Below are 13,748 nucleotides of genomic sequence, written 5' to 3'. Positions count from 1 at the left end.
CGATACTGGGATTGAACCAGTGACCTCTTCCGTGTCAGGGAAGCGCTCTCCCGCTGAGCTAATCGTCCTTGGAGGTGGAGACGGGATTTGAACCCGTGTAGACGGCTTTGCAGGCCGTTGCCTCGCCTCTCGGCCACTCCACCAGGAGTGCAGGGGCTCGGGAAGATCCCCTGGTTCCATCGAGCGGACGACGAGGCTCGAACTCGCGACCTCAACCTTGGCAAGGTTGCGCTCTACCAACTGAGCTACGTCCGCTTGTCGTTTCGGTCCGCTCTCGCGGCCCGGCGACGAGTTGAACTCTAGCGGATTCCGGGGCCAGGACAAAAACGCGTTTGCGCAGCGTGCTGCGTTGCGTATGTCGACGTACGTGGTCAGGTGGGCCGGAAGGACATGGCCAGGTCACCCGCAGGACACCCGCCATAGACTCGACAGCGTGCTCGACCTCGCTCCTCTCGCCCGCTTCGGCGACCGCGTCGCCACCGGTCTCCTCGATGTCACCAGCGATCCCGCGGCCCTGGACTCCGGCGGCTTCTGGGCGGTCGCGGCGGACTTCGAGGGCGGCCTGACCTGCGCCCGCTTCGCCGACGTACGCCAGGAGCCGGTGCCCGCTCCGCTGCCGGGGGCCTGGCGGGGGCCGGGGGTCGGTGACTGGACGTCGTCGTTGGATCGCGCCGCGTACACGGAGGGCGTACGGCGGATTCGCGCGCACATCGCCTCCGGCGAGGTCTATCAGGCGAACCTCTGCCGTGTCCTGACCGCGCCCCTCGCACCCGGCGCCGACGTGGACGCGCTCACCGCGCTGCTGGCCCGCGGCAACCCGGCGCCGTATGCAGGAACGATCCGGCTGCCCGGACACGGGGTGGAGATCGCCACCGCGAGCCCCGAGCTGTTCCTGCGCCGGGCGGGGCGGGTGGTGGAGTCGGGGCCGATCAAGGGCACCGGGCGGACCGAGGACGACCTGCTGGCCAAGGACTACGCCGAGAACGTGATGATCGTGGACCTGGTGCGCAACGACCTGGGGCGGGTGTGCGCCACGGGCACCGTCACCGTTCCCGACCTGTGCGCCGTGGAGAAGCACCCCGGTCTCGTCCACCTCGTGTCGAGTGTGCGGGGCGAGCTGCGCGAGGGCGCGGGCTGGGCCGAGCTGTTCGGCGCCGCCTTCCCGCCCGGCTCGGTCACCGGCGCGCCCAAGTCCAGCGCCCTGCGGATCATCGACGCCCTGGAGACCGCGCCCAGGGGGCCGTACTGCGGGGGCGTCGGCTGGGTCGACGCCGACCGGGGCACCGGGGAGCTGGCCGTCGGCATCCGCACCTTCTGGATCGACCGGGCCGAGGGAGTGCTGTGCTTCGGCACCGGCGCCGGGATCACCTGGGGGTCCGACCCCGAGGGGGAGTGGCGGGAGACCGAACTGAAGGCATCCCGGCTGCTCGCGGTAGCGTCGGGGATGCACGAGGTGAGTGGAGGGACCCTTACGTGAAGATCTGGCTCGACGGCGGGCTGCAGGACATCGAGACCGCCCGCGTCTCCGTCTTCGACCACGGGCTGACCGTGGGCGACGGCATCTTCGAGACCGTGAAGGCGGTGGACGGCCGTCTTTTCGCCCTCACCCGGCATCTCGATCGGCTGACCCTGTCGGCGCGGGGACTAGGGCTGCCCGACCCCGATCACGACGAGGTCCGCCGCGCCTGCGCCGCCGTACTCGACGCGAATCCGATGCCGCTGGGCCGCCTGCGCATCACCTACACCGGTGGTCACGGTCCCCTCGGATCCGACCGGGGCGAGCAAGGGCCGACCCTGGTGGTCGCCCTCGGCGAGTCCGCCCCGCGCCCCGAGTCCACGGCCGTGATCACGGTGCCGTGGACCCGTAACGAGCGTGGTGCGCTCACCGGGCTGAAGACCACCTCGTACGCCGAGAACGTCGTCGCACTCGCACGCGCGCGTGCGGACGACGCTTCCGAGGCGCTGTTCGCGAACACGGTCGGACAGCTGTGCGAGGGCACCGGATCGAACGTCTTCGTCGTGCTCGACGGCGAGATCCACACTCCGCCGCTCGCCTCCGGCTGCCTCGCGGGCATCACGCGCGCGTTGACCGTGGAATGGACCGGGGCCAAGGAGACCGATCTGCCCCTGGACGTCCTGGAGCGGGCCGACGAGATCTTCCTCACCTCGACCCTGCGGGACGTCCAGGCCGTCCATCGCGTCGACGCGCGCGAACTGCCGGGCGCGCCCGGCCCGGTGACCGCCAAGGCCATGCGGATCTTCCAGGAGCGGGCCGGGCACGACCTCGATCCGTAAAGGCCCGGGATATTGAGCTGCCCCGGCGTGCCGCAGAGGGTAGAACTCCGGTGATGACCACCACTCTGCGGCCGACCGAGCCGCTCCAGCGCGGCGCCGACGGGGCGCTGTCCCGCCACTACACGGTGTGCGTGAACAGCCGTCCCGTCGGAGCGATACACCTGGCGACCCACCCGGCCTTCGGAGCGGCCGTCGCCCAGATCCGGGACCTGCGGATCGACGAGCCCGACCGCAGGCGCGGCCGCGGCACCGTCGCCGCGCTCGCCGCCGAGGAGGTGGCGCGGGGCTGGGGCTGCGGGCAACTGGAGATCAGGGTGCCCGCCGACGCCGGGCCCGCGCTGCGGCTCGCCACCACGCTCGGCTACGTCCACCGCAACCGCGGCATGGAGAAGCCGCTCGGCGCCGACGCGCCCGAACTGCCCGCGGGCAGCCGGGGCAGGCCCATGACGGAAGCCGAGTTCCGGCTGTGGGCGGAGCGTGGCATCACGGAGTACGCCGGCGACTGGAGCACCCGCGGGGTGCCCGAGGCCGAGGCCAGGGCGCGGTCGCGCACGGAGCACGAAAAGCTGGTGCAGCGGGGTCTTGCGACGCCGGAGGCGCTGTACAGCGTCCTGGAGCACGACGGCGTCCGGGTCGGGGTGCTGTGGGTGGAGTTCATCGACGCCAAGGCCATGGTCTACGACGTCGAGACGGAGGAGGCCTTCCGCGGCCGGGGGCACGGCCGTTCCCTGATGCTGCTGGCCGAGGCCCAGGCGATCGCGTCCGGCAGACGGGTCCTGGGTCTCAACGTCTTCGCGGGCAACACACCGGCCGAGCGGCTGTACGAGTCGCTGGGATACGTGACGGTGGGTTACTCGATGTACAAGAGCCTGCTCTGAGGCGGCTCACTCCTGCCCGGCTCGGCCCTGCCCGGCGAGCAGCCGGTCCGCGATCGCCTCGATCCGCGCGCGCAGCCCGTCCTGGCTCTTGCCGCCGTCGAGACACTCGCCGTCGATGACGTACGTCGGTGTGCCGCTCACGCCGATCGCCTTGCCCTCGGCCTGGTCGGCGTCCACGATCAGGATGTGCCGGCCGTCGATCAGCGCGGTGTCGAACTCCTCGGAGTCGAGCCCCAGTTCACGGGCGACCTGGACCAGGAAGGGTTCTCCCCCACGGTCCAGCTCCTCGACGCGCCCGAGCACGGCCTCGACGTACTCCCAGCCCCTGCCCTGCTCCAGCGCCTCCTCGGCGGCCTGCGCGGCCGCGAAGGAGTGCTTGTGCTTCTCCAACGGGAAGTGCCGCAGCCGAATTTCCAGACGGTCGCCGTAACGGGCGCGCAGGGCCCGGACGTCGTCCAGCGCGTCACGGCAGTCCTGGCACTGGAGCTCGCACCAGACATCGAGAACGGGCGCGGCGGCACGGGCGGGGGAGGGGTCGCTCATGGTCCCAGTCTCCCAGCTCGGGCCCATCTGGCCGAATCGCCCCCGCCGGTCCACGACGGCTCTGCCCCGCCCACGACGGCTCCGCCCGCGTCACCGGTACGAGGCCGACCGGCACCTGCGGAGGAGGTGACCCGGAGATGTCCCTGATGTCCTGCCGGGGCATGGCCCGGTGGGGGTCGGGAGGTGCAGGATGGATAGGGACGAAGCGGCACGTTGCCGATCGAGCCCCGCCTGGAGGACCGGATGATTGCCGAGACCGTCTGTTCCGCCGTCGCCGCGGCCGGCCTGGGCATCGCGGCGGTCACCGCGTACCGGAAGCGTTTCCTCGCGGCCACCCGCATCGCCGCCTACTCCCTCGTCCCACTCGGTCTGGTGATGACGGGCGTCGTCGACTGGCTCGCGGACACCGCCTTCAGCCCGACCGCCTGGGCGGGCTTCGGCGTGCTCGGCCTGTCGTGGGTGCTGTTCTCGACCACGCGCGCGGTGGAGCGCCGCCGCGGCGGCACCCGCAAGGAGCGCAAGGCGGCCCGTGGCGCCCAGCGGGAGGCGGTGGCCCCCACGGCCTCGGCGCCCTCCATCGGCCCGGCAGCGCGCACCCCGGCGACCCGTCCCGCGGGCAAGTCCCGGGCCACCGAGTCCGCCGGGGAGGACTTCAGTGACATCGAGGCCATCCTGAAGAAGCACGGCATATGAACGTCGCACGGTGAACTGAAACGTTCGCAGTGGCACCCGCGGCGGTCCGTAAGTGATCACGACTCGAAACGGACATCACGGAATCCGGCGAACTCCCGGTCATTCCGGGCGTGTTGATCGCGTCGGGGGCGCCGACTGCGCCATCATCGCCGCGAGATGCTGGACACGAAACAGAGCGATACCGCGCCGCCGCAGGACGAGCCGCGTGGATGCCTCTTCGCCCTTTCCCAGCCACCGCTGATGATCTTCCTTGCGGTGATCGGGTCTCTCCTGCTCATGGCTGCGCTGCACGACCTGCTGCTGCTCTGAGCCGTACCCGTGGTCCCCGGCGTCACCCGTCGGGGACCACGACGACACCCGTGCCCGGGTCTCAGCCCGCGGCTTCCTTGCGCCGCGCCCGGTAGGCGGCCACATGCAGACGGTTTCCGCAGGTCCGGCTGTCGCAGTAGCGCCGCGAGCGATTGCGGGACAGGTCGACGAAGGCCCGTCGGCAGTCGGGCGCCTCGCAGCGCCGCAGCCGCTCCTGCTCGCCGGCCACCACGAAGAACGCCAGCGCCATCCCGCAGTCGGCCGCCAGGTGGTCGGCGACGGAGGCCCCCGGCGCGAAGTAGTGCACATGCCACTCGTAGCCGTCGTGATCCGTGAGCCGGGGCGTGGTGCCCGCGGCCGCGACCAGATCGTTGATCAGCGCGGCGGCGGCCCGGGCGTCCGGGGCGGCGAAGACCGAGGCGAACCGGCCGCGGATCTTGCGCACCGCCGACAGGTCGAGCTCCGACAGCACCCCGACATCACTGATCTCGTGGTTTTGTACGAAATCCTCGAGCGCCCCGACATCCGGCAGCGCGTCCGGCGACGCGTCGTCCTCCGGTGCGGTGTTCACCAGATCGACCACAGTGTCGAGGGCGCACCGGGTGTCGTGGGTGATCAGCACGATTCGCTCCCTGGCCTGGGGGTCGGGCGAACGCCCGCCGATGCTGGCCGATGGTAGTGGCTCGCCGGTGCTCGGTGACGGGCCGCACGACAGGCGCCGTGGCTGCGGAGCGCTCCGCAGCCACGGCGCCTGTCGTTCCTTATGCGGTTGTACCAGCCCGAGCCGTCTCCCCGAGTGGACGGCGCCGGGCGGCTCTGTGCGGCCTCGCCCTAGCTTTCCGCCAGGATGTGCGAGAGCTCCTGATCCAGGTCGAAGTGACGGTGTTCCGTGCCCGGGGGCACGGCGGCGTCGGTCCGCTTCAGGAACGACTCCAGGGCCCGCGCCGGGGCCTCGAGCAGTGCCTCCCCCTCCGGGGAGCTCAGGGCGATGCAGACGACGCCCTGACCGTGGCTGCGCGACGGCCAGACTCGGACGTCGCCGGTTCCGGTGGGCCGGTGGAGGCCCTCCGCGAGAAGGTCGCGGGCGAACACCCACTCGACGGTCTCCTCGGCTCCGGTGTGGAAGGTGGCGTGCACGGCGTAGGGGTCGGCCGTGTCGTACCGCAGGCCTGCGGGGACAGGCAGGGAGGACTCGCTCGACACAACGAGGCGCAGGTGCAGCTCGCAGCTGACCGTGGTGTTCATAAGCGCCAGGGCCTTTCGCTCAGTGTGCGCTCGGGGATTCGCACGTCGGCGAAATCGACATGCCACCTACGGTGCCGTTGTAAACCCCTCTGAGTGTTTTGCGTGCCTTTACGTAACTCTTCCGGCCGAGGCCCCCTTGGGGAGGTACGACCATTCCGGTGACCGGTTTCTCTCCGGTAGGGTTCGGCTGTATGAATACGGGGAGTGACGAGCCGCGCGAGGTCGCCGTGGCACCTGACGAGCAGGCGGGCAAGAAGCCGGACGAGGCGCAGGACGAGCAGGGGCTCGGTTCCAGGGCGCCGGAATTCATCAAGTCGCGGCGGCTGCTGCACCTGAGCTGGCAGGTTCTGGTCTTTGTCATCGGCCTCGCGGTCGTGGTGGCCGGCATCATCATGCTGCCGCTGCCCGGGCCCGGCTGGGTCGTGATCTTCGGCGGTATGGCGATCTGGGCGACCGAGTTCGTCTGGGCCCAGCTCGTCCTGCGCTGGACCAAACGCAAGGTGACCGAGGCGGCCCACCGCGCCCTCGATCCCAGGGTGCGCCGACGCAACATCATCCTGACCTCGATCGGCCTGGTGATCATCGGCGCGATCCTCGGGGTCTACCTCTGGAAGTTCGGCTTCGAGATGCCCTGGAACATCAAGGACCAGTGAGTCGCGCTGGGGGTGCCGAGGCTGTCACCGCTGGTCACAGGCACCCCCTGACATGGGGTAACCTACTTCCTGCGCCCGGGCGATTAGCTCAGTGGGAGAGCGCTTCGTTCACACCGAAGAGGTCACTGGTTCGAACCCAGTATCGCCCACCCGGACCGACGGCCCGTCTGCGAGATCGCGGACGGGCCGTCGGCGTGTGCGCGGACCGGTGTGCCACGCCGAACCCGCCGGCTCCGCTGTGCGTGACGGTCCGCGGCGAGGCGTCCTGGCCGGCGTCCCTTTTCGGCCGCTCGTCGCTCCCCGGCGCTGCCCGCGTGCTGTTCGACCGGTCGATCCCGCGTCTCTCACCTGGGGGATCGCCAGTTCCCTCGTGCTGCAAGCCCGTTGAAGGTGCTCCGGCCTCTCACCACACTCTCAATAAATTCCTGTCCGAATCATTGACGCACCTCCGGGGCCTCCGTAGCTTGTGCCAGCAAGCGCTTACTTGAAACGATTCATGCAGGCGGCGACGCTGCGGGGAGGGACTCGACTGTGGGAACCGGCGGGAATGTCGAGAGGCGAACGATCCTGAAGGCGGCCGGGGCTACGGCGGCGACGCTGGGGCTGGCCGCGACGACGGGGTGCGGTGGAGACAGCGGCAGTTCCGGAGACGGAACGGTGACACTGCGTTACGCGTGGTGGGGTGGCGAGCCGCGCACCATCGCCATCAAGAAGACGATCGCGCTCTTCGAGAAGAAGTACCCGAAGATCAAGATCAAGCCTGAATTCACTGACTATCAGGCGTTCTGGGAGAAGTTCCAGACCCAGGCCTCCGGCGGTAATCCGCCGGACGTATTCCAGAATGCGGTCGGCTTCCTGCGCAAGTACGACAAGCGCGGTGTTCTGCTGGATCTCAAGTCGCAGGCGGACTCCGGGAATCTGAGCCTGGACAACTTCCGCAACGGAGTTCTGGCGAACGGTCAGGTCGACGGAAAGCAGCTCGGCATCCCCGTCGGTGCCAACACCATGGCACTCGTCATCGACCTCAAGGCCTTCAAGAAGGCGGGCGTCGAGGCGAAGATGGGCTGGACCTGGGACGAGTACTTCGCCGCGCTCCAGACGATCCAGGACAAGCTGAAGATCGCCGGTGACACCGGATACCACGGCATCATGTACCTGTACGACCTGTATCTGCGGCAGAACGGCAAGGCATTCTTCACCGACTCCGATCTCGGCTTCACCGAGGACGATCTGACGCAGTGGTGGACGGACGCGTACAAGCGCGTGAAGTCCGGGCTGGTCGCCGATCCGAAGAAGATCGAGCAGGTGCAACCCAAGTCGGGTCTGTCGGCCGGGCTCGCGGCGTCCGAATTCACCTGGGACAACTTCTCCATCCGCTACGAGGGTGAGGGCGAGTCGGACTACGGACTCGCACCGATCCCCACCATGGACGGCAAGCACACCGGCCAGTACCTCGGCTCGCTGATGCTCAGCGGCTTCTCCGGGACCAAGCACCCCAAGGAAGTCGCCCAGTTCATCTCCTTCATGGTCCACGACCCCGAGGTCGGCAAGATCATGGGCTACGACCGCGGCATCCTCGCCACGACCGAGCAGTACGACGCGTTCACGCCCACCGACCCCACCAACAAGGGTGTCAAGGCGTACGAGGAAGAGGTCGCCAAGGCCGGCGTGCTCGGGAAGATCACCCCGCACCCGTCGGGCGCCGACGTCATCGAGGCGGCGTTCCTGCGGATCGGCGGCGAGGTCTCCCAGGGCAAGACCAAGCCCGCCGACGCGTCCAAGGCGCTGTTCAGCGAGGCCAAGGCCGCGTTCGCGGGCTGAGGGGACGTACCACCATGACGCTCGTCAAGGAAGCGCCCGTGCGCCCGGCGAAGAAGCGGTCCGCCGCTCCTGCCGCCGGGCGGCGCGGGCGGCGCCGCGAGAACCTCGCCGGCTATCTCTTCATGTCGCCGTGGATCGCGGGGTTCCTGGTCCTCACGGCGGGGCCGATGATCGCGTCGCTGTACTACGCGTTCACCCGGTACAACCTGTTCACCCCGCCCGAGTGGGTGGGCCTCGACAACTTCACGACGATGTTCCAGGACCCGCGCTGGCAGAAGTCGGTGGAGGTCACGCTCAAGTACGTCGTCGTGGCCACTCCGCTGAAGCTGCTGCTGGCCCTCGGTGTCGCGCTGCTGCTCGCGCAGAGCCGGCGCGGGCAGGGCCTGTACCGGGCCGCGTTCTACATGCCCTCCCTCATCGGTGCCAGCGTCTCCGTCGGCTTCGTGTGGCGGGCGCTGTTCTCGGACGACGCGATCGTGGACCGTACGCAGAAGGTCTTCGGGCTGAACGTGGGCGGCTGGATCGGCAACCCGGACTACGTCCTCTACTCCCTGGTGGCCCTGAGCATCTGGCAGTTCGGCGCGCCGATGGTCATCTTCCTGGCCGGCCTCAAGCAGGTCCCGCGGGAGCTGTACGAGGCGGCCGAGGTGGACGGGGCCGGTCCCTTCCGCAGGTTCTGGAACATCACGCTGCCGATGATCTCCCCGGTGCTGTTCTTCAACGTGCTGCTGGAGTCCATCCACGCGTTCCAGGTGTTCGGGTCCGCGTACGTGGTCTCCAACACCCAGTGCGGGCCCGCCGACGCCACCCTCGTCTACACCTGTTACCTCTACCAGAAGGGCTTCAAGGAGGCCCAGATGGGCTTCGCCTCCGCGATGGCCTGGTCGCTGGTGGTCGCGGTGGCGCTGGTCACGGCGGTCCTGTTCTGGTCGCAGAAGAAGTGGGTGCACTACGAGGAGGCCGCCAAGTGACCACTGTCAGCCCGCCCGTCGCGCGCACCGCGAACGAGCGGCGGCGCACCGGATCGATCGCCTGGCACGTGGGCGCGCTCGCCGTCCTCGCGATCGTCCTGTACCCGGTGATCTGGGTGCTCGGTGCCTCGTTCAAGCCGAGCAAGGACATCATCGCCAGCATCGACCTGCTGCCCGCCAAGCCGGTCTGGGCGAACTTCTCCGCGCTCGCCGACGGCATCTCCGGCATCTCGATCAGCACCTTCTTCCTGAACTCGCTGACCTACGCGGGCCTCGCCGTGGCCGGTGTCGTGATCTCCAGCTCCCTGACCGCGTACGCCTTCGCCAAGATCCGCTTCGCCGGCCGGAACCTGCTGTTCACGCTCATGATCGGCACCCTGCTGCTGCCCTATCACGTGCTGCTCATCCCGCAGTACGTGATGTTCCGCAAGCTGGAACTCGTCGACACGCTGGTGCCGCTCGTGGCCGGCAAGTTCCTGGCGACGGAGGCGTTCTTCGTCTTCCTGATGGTGCAGTTCATGCGCGGGCTGCCGCGCGAGCTGGACGAGGCTGCCAAGCTCGACGGCTGCGGGCATCTGAGGACCTACTGGTCGATCGTGCTGCCGCTGTGCCGTCCCGCCCTCATCACCAGCGCGATCTTCACCTTCATCAACACGTGGAACGACTTCATGGGGCCGTTGATCTACCTCAACACCCCCTCCAAGTACACCGTCTCGCTCGGCCTGATGATGTTCCGCGACCAGGAGGGCATCTCCAACTACGGCAGCATGATCGCGATGTCGCTGGTGGCGCTGGTGCCGGTCATCGCCTTCTTCATGGCCTTCCAGCGCTATCTGATCGACGGCATGGCGACGTCCGGACTGAAGTGAGAAGGCTGAGGCGGTCACCATGGCGCAAGCACGTGTGAAGGCACGCAAGTCCTCCGTGTTCGGCGGCGAGCGCTTCGCTCTCTTCGCCGAGTCCCTGCTCACCGGCGTGTGGATCGCCGTGGCCTGTCTCGGCCTCGTCACCTACCCGGCGGCCTTCGCCGCCGGGGCCCGGCACCTGCGGCGGTGTACGGGCCACGAGGGCGGCGGCCGACGGGAGTTCGTCGCGGACTTCCGTACGGCCGTGCGCCGCGGGTGGCTCGTCGGGGTCGCCGGGTGGTTCGCGGCGGCCGCGGTCTGGGTGGACGTCCAGGCCGCGCGGGCCGGAATTCCCGGCGGCCCGCTCGTCGGGGCCGTCGGACTGTTCGCACTGATCGGACTCGCGGTGGCCGGGCTCCGCGCGTCGGCGGTCTGGGCTCCGGGCGCTTCCTGGCGCGCGCTGCTCGCGGACGCCGTACGCCGGACCCTGCGCGACCCGGCCGGGTCCTTCCTGATCGTCGCCGGTCTGGCCGTCGTGGCCCTGTCCGCGGGGTTCCTCGCGCCGCTGGCGGTCCCGGTCCTCGGGGCCGTCGCGGCGGCGGCCGTCGCCGTGGAGGAGCGCTACCGGCGCCGCTGACGGGCGGTGCCCCTGTCACAAGGTCGGCGCTTTCGGCGTCGCACCTCTCTCTGTCATGCCCCTGACCACCTGTCCATGGAAAGGAACGGCCATGTCCCCCATCCCCCGCAGGTCCATTCTCAAGGCGGCCGCCGTCGCCGGCGCCGCCGCGCAGTTCAGCTGGGCGCTGGGAGCCAAGGACGCGCAGGCCGCGCCCGGAGCCGCCGAGGCCGACGACTCTCCCGTGACCCTGGACTGGCTGGAGGAAGGCGGCCTCGGCGCCGCACCCGGCTCCACCGTCGGTGTCCCCTGGCCCAGAGGCGCCTATCAGGAGGACCAGAAGTTCGCGGTCACGGACGCCGACGGCAAGGCCGTGCCGGTCCAGTCCTGGCCGATCGCCTACTGGCCCGACGGCTCGCTCAAGTGGACCGCGCACGCGGTCAGTTCGGGCAACGGCAAGCTGTCGCTGAGCGCGGGCGACGCCGCCGTACCCGACAAGAAGGTCACCGTCGACAAGAGCGGCGGCACCATCACCGTCTCCACCGGCGTCATCACCGCGAAGATCGGCAAGTCGGGCGCCACCCTCATCAAGTCGGTCACCCGCGGGTCGACGGAGATCGCCAAGAACGGGCGGCTCGTGCTGATCCGCCAGCCCGAGATCGAGGACGAGGACCAGGGCACGGTCAGGACGGAGCGCTTCGAGGGGGCCGTCTCCGAGGTCACCGTCGAGCAGTCCGGTCCGGTCCGCGCGGTCGTCAAGATCGACGGCAAGCACCGCAAGGGCAACCGGAGTTGGCTGCCCTTCTCGATCCGCCTCTACTTCTACGCGGGCGCCGACTCCTTCCGCATGGTGCACACCATCACCTACGACGGCACCCAGGAACCCGGCAAGGCGAGCGGCGACTTCATCCGCGGCCTCGGCGTCCGCTTCACCGTGCCGATGCGCGACCAGGCGTACGACCGCCACATCCGCGTCGGCGGCGAGGGCACCGGCCTGCTGCGGGAGGCCGTCAAGGGCATCACCGGGCTGCGCCGCGACCCCGGCATCGCCGTGCAGGAGGCCCAGTACGCGGGCAAGGAGCTGCCTGACCCCTCCACCTGGGACCAGCGGGTCACCACCCGGCTCCAGTACATCCCCGAGTGGGGCGACTACACCCTCTCCCAGCTCTCCGCCGACGGCTTCACCCTGCGCAAGCGCACCAAGAAGGGACACGGCTGGGTCGGCGCCGGCGGCGGCAGGCGGTCCTCCGGGTTCGGCTACGTCGGTGGCGCGAGCGGCGGATTCTCCTTCGGCCTGCGGGACTTCTGGGAGAAGCACCCTTCCCAGCTCGACATCCGCGACGCCCAGACCGACGAGGCCGAGGTCACCCTCTGGCTCTGGTCGCCCGAGGCCCAGCCCATGGACCTGCGCTTCTACCACGACGGCATGGGCCAGGACACCTTCGCGGAGCAGCTCGAAGGCCTCAACATCACCTACGAGGACTACGAGCCGGAGTTCGGCACGCCCTACGGCATCGCCCGCACCTCGGAACTGCTGTTCTGGGCCAACGAGTCGACGCCGTCCCCGGAGGCCCTGGCTCAACAGGTCGAGGCCGTACGGGTGTTGCCGCAGCTCGCCGCCCCGCCCAAGCAGCTCATCAAGGCGAAGGTCTTCGGACCCGGCCTGTACTCCGAGCCCGACCGGTCCACGCCGGCCAAGGCGAAGATCGAGGACCACCTCGACTTCCTCTTCGCCTACTACAAGGACCAGGTGGAGCAACGCCGTTGGTACGGCTTCTGGGACTACGGCGACATCATGCACACCTATGACACCGTCAGGCACCAGTGGCGGTACGACATCGGCGGCTACGCCTGGGACAACTCCGAGCTCTCGCCGGACCTCTGGCTGTGGTTCGCGTACATCAGGTCGGGCCGCGCGGACATCTTCCGGTTCGCCGAGTCGATGACCCGGCACACCGGCGAGGTCGACGTCTACCACCTGGGCCAGTGGGCCGGACTCGGCACCCGGCACGGAGTGCAGCACTACGCCGACAGCGCCAAGCAGCAGCGCATCGCCAACACGACGTACCGCCGCTACTACTACTTCCTCACCGCGGACGAGCGCGTCGGCGACCTCATGCACGCCAATGTCGACTCCGACGAGACGTTCCTCGTACTGGACCCCCTGCGCAAGGTACGCACGGACCCGTACACGCCCGACCGGCACGCCCTGTCGATCGGCTTCGGCACGGACTGGAGCGGGCTCGTCTCGGCGTGGCTGACCGAGTGGGAGCGCAAGGGGCCCAAGTGGGAGAAGGCAAAGGCACGCGTCCTGTCGACGATGGAGGGCATCGCCGCCCAGCCCAACGGGTTCGTCCAGGGCAGTGGCCTGTACGACCTCGACACGGGCACGTTCGCGGTGGCCTCGGCGCCGGTCGTAGGGGTCTCGCACCTGTCCGCGGTGTTCGGGCTCAACGAGCTGTGCGCCGAGCTCATCGACCTCGTCGACATGCCCAGGTTCAACGAGGCGTACTTCGACTACTGCCGCTACTTCAACGCGACCAAGGCCGAGCAGGCGGCGCGGTACGGGTCCAACTTCGGGACCCTGCTGCTCTTCCAGGGCCACTCGCGGCTGGACGCCTACGCGGCCGTGAAGACCGGGGACGCCAAGCTGGCCACGCGCGCGTGGGACAAGTTCTACAACTCCGACGGGTACAAGGAGTCGGCGCCGTGGAAGACGGAGGCGTTGAGCGGGCCGGTCTCGCTGGTGGCGGGTAGTGAGGCGGCCTGGGTGTCGAGCAACGACACCGCGCTGTACGGGCTGGCCGCCATCGAGAACCTGGCGCTTCTCGGGGACAAGATGCCGTAGGGACTTGTGCGGTGGGGAACCGGGCGTCCGT

The 13,748-nt window shown here is 69.3% G+C and carries 14 protein-coding genes and 3 tRNA genes; 12 read left to right on the top strand and 5 right to left on the bottom strand.

Annotation, left to right across the window (positions count from 1 at the left end; translation table 11 throughout):
• Positions 1 to 69: 69 nt before the first annotated feature.
• Positions 70 to 143, bottom strand: a tRNA-Cys gene (locus tag H293_RS0108855).
• 39 nt (positions 144 to 182) lie between these two features.
• Positions 183 to 255 (bottom strand) — tRNA-Gly (locus H293_RS0108850).
• Between the two features lie 178 nt (positions 256 to 433).
• Here H293_RS0108850 and H293_RS0108845 point away from each other — a divergent pair.
• From H293_RS0108845 to H293_RS0108835, 3 genes are read left to right on the top strand one after another with little or no spacing between them, the layout of a single operon-like run.
• Positions 434 to 1,477: a chorismate-binding protein gene (locus tag H293_RS0108845; protein ID WP_020117514.1), complete on the top strand. Its 1,044-nt coding sequence runs from the start codon at positions 434 to 436 to the stop codon at positions 1,475 to 1,477.
• Positions 1,474 to 2,295, top strand: a complete 822-nt coding sequence (locus H293_RS0108840; RefSeq protein ID WP_020117513.1) for an aminotransferase class IV — start codon at positions 1,474 to 1,476, stop codon at positions 2,293 to 2,295. The genes H293_RS0108845 and H293_RS0108840 overlap by 4 nt, the downstream gene beginning before the upstream one ends.
• 50 nt (positions 2,296 to 2,345) lie before the next feature.
• Positions 2,346 to 3,173, top strand: coding sequence for a GNAT family N-acetyltransferase (locus H293_RS0108835; protein WP_020117512.1), 828 nt, complete (start codon positions 2,346 to 2,348; stop codon positions 3,171 to 3,173).
• Between the two features lie 6 nt (positions 3,174 to 3,179).
• Here H293_RS0108835 and H293_RS0108830 read toward each other — a convergent pair whose 3' ends face one another.
• Entirely contained in the window at positions 3,180 to 3,716 is a 537-nt protein-coding gene (locus H293_RS0108830) for a DsbA family protein (protein ID WP_020117511.1), read from the bottom strand.
• Positions 3,717 to 3,959: 243 nt separating this feature from the next.
• Between H293_RS0108830 and H293_RS0108825 the strand changes: the two genes are divergently transcribed.
• Both H293_RS0108825 and H293_RS59120 read left to right on the top strand, forming a co-directional pair.
• Positions 3,960 to 4,409, top strand: a complete 450-nt coding sequence (locus H293_RS0108825) for a membrane protein (protein WP_028807680.1) — start codon at positions 3,960 to 3,962, stop codon at positions 4,407 to 4,409.
• Positions 4,410 to 4,565: 156 nt separating this feature from the next.
• Entirely contained in the window at positions 4,566 to 4,718 is a 153-nt protein-coding gene (locus H293_RS59120) for a hypothetical protein (protein ID WP_020117509.1), read from the top strand.
• Positions 4,719 to 4,779: 61 nt separating this feature from the next.
• On the opposite strand, the gene H293_RS0108815 is transcribed toward H293_RS59120, so the two are convergent.
• Together H293_RS0108815 and H293_RS0108810 are read right to left on the bottom strand one after the other, a co-directional pair.
• A complete protein-coding gene (locus H293_RS0108815) occupies positions 4,780 to 5,340 on the bottom strand; it encodes a CGNR zinc finger domain-containing protein (RefSeq protein WP_020117508.1) in 561 nt (186 codons plus the stop codon).
• Positions 5,341 to 5,549: 209 nt separating this feature from the next.
• Positions 5,550 to 5,963, bottom strand: a complete 414-nt coding sequence (locus tag H293_RS0108810) for an SsgA family sporulation/cell division regulator (RefSeq protein ID WP_004002642.1) — start codon at positions 5,961 to 5,963, stop codon at positions 5,550 to 5,552.
• A 191-nt stretch (positions 5,964 to 6,154) separates the two neighbouring features.
• On the opposite strand from H293_RS0108810, the gene H293_RS0108805 reads away from it, so the two are divergent.
• The 7 genes from H293_RS0108805 to H293_RS0108775 all read left to right on the top strand — a co-directional run bounded on the left by H293_RS0108805 (position 6,155) and on the right by H293_RS0108775 (position 13,717).
• Positions 6,155 to 6,616, top strand: coding sequence for a TIGR02611 family protein (locus H293_RS0108805; protein WP_020117507.1), 462 nt, complete (start codon positions 6,155 to 6,157; stop codon positions 6,614 to 6,616).
• 77 nt (positions 6,617 to 6,693) lie between these two features.
• Positions 6,694 to 6,765: transfer RNA gene (locus H293_RS0108800), tRNA-Val, on the top strand.
• 382 nt (positions 6,766 to 7,147) lie between these two features.
• Positions 7,148 to 8,437, top strand: coding sequence for an extracellular solute-binding protein (locus H293_RS0108795; RefSeq protein ID WP_028807679.1), 1,290 nt, complete (start codon positions 7,148 to 7,150; stop codon positions 8,435 to 8,437).
• Positions 8,438 to 8,451: 14 nt separating this feature from the next.
• Positions 8,452 to 9,408, top strand: coding sequence for a carbohydrate ABC transporter permease (locus H293_RS0108790; RefSeq protein ID WP_020117505.1), 957 nt, complete (start codon positions 8,452 to 8,454; stop codon positions 9,406 to 9,408).
• Positions 9,405 to 10,277 carry a carbohydrate ABC transporter permease gene (locus H293_RS0108785; protein WP_020117504.1) on the top strand — a complete coding sequence of 291 codons (873 nt, stop codon included), beginning with the start codon at positions 9,405 to 9,407 and terminating at the stop codon, positions 10,275 to 10,277. Before H293_RS0108790 ends, H293_RS0108785 begins: the two co-directional genes overlap by 4 nt.
• Before the next feature lie 19 nt (positions 10,278 to 10,296).
• Positions 10,297 to 10,890 carry a hypothetical protein gene (locus H293_RS0108780; protein WP_199790143.1) on the top strand — a complete coding sequence of 198 codons (594 nt, stop codon included), beginning with the start codon at positions 10,297 to 10,299 and terminating at the stop codon, positions 10,888 to 10,890.
• A gap of 91 nt (positions 10,891 to 10,981) precedes the next feature.
• A complete protein-coding gene (locus tag H293_RS0108775; RefSeq protein ID WP_020117502.1) occupies positions 10,982 to 13,717 on the top strand; it encodes an exo-rhamnogalacturonan lyase family protein in 2,736 nt (911 codons plus the stop codon).
• Positions 13,718 to 13,748 lie beyond the last annotated feature (31 nt).

It is taken from the genome of Streptomyces canus 299MFChir4.1 (assembly GCF_000383615.1).
GTDB lineage: Bacteria > Actinomycetota > Actinomycetes > Streptomycetales > Streptomycetaceae > Streptomyces > Streptomyces canus_C.
Note: the sequence above shows the minus strand (reverse complement) of the source record. Positions and strands in the feature narration are given on the sequence as shown.

Bases quoted from the DNA above. Each gene is read 5' to 3' on its own strand.
- H293_RS0108830 (WP_020117511.1), bottom strand. From the start codon at position 3,716: ATGAGCGACCCCTCCCCCGCCCGTGCCGCCGCGCCCGTTCTCGATGTC.
- H293_RS0108825 (WP_028807680.1), top strand. From the start codon at position 3,960: ATGATTGCCGAGACCGTCTGTTCCGCCGTCGCCGCGGCCGGCCTGGGC.
- H293_RS59120 (WP_020117509.1), top strand. From the start codon at position 4,566: ATGCTGGACACGAAACAGAGCGATACCGCGCCGCCGCAGGACGAGCCG.
- H293_RS0108810 (WP_004002642.1), bottom strand. From the start codon at position 5,963: ATGAACACCACGGTCAGCTGCGAGCTGCACCTGCGCCTCGTTGTGTCG.
- H293_RS0108805 (WP_020117507.1), top strand. From the start codon at position 6,155: ATGAATACGGGGAGTGACGAGCCGCGCGAGGTCGCCGTGGCACCTGAC.
- H293_RS0108790 (WP_020117505.1), top strand. From the start codon at position 8,452: ATGACGCTCGTCAAGGAAGCGCCCGTGCGCCCGGCGAAGAAGCGGTCC.
- H293_RS0108780 (WP_199790143.1), top strand. From the start codon at position 10,297: ATGGCGCAAGCACGTGTGAAGGCACGCAAGTCCTCCGTGTTCGGCGGC.
- H293_RS0108775 (WP_020117502.1), top strand. From the start codon at position 10,982: ATGTCCCCCATCCCCCGCAGGTCCATTCTCAAGGCGGCCGCCGTCGCC.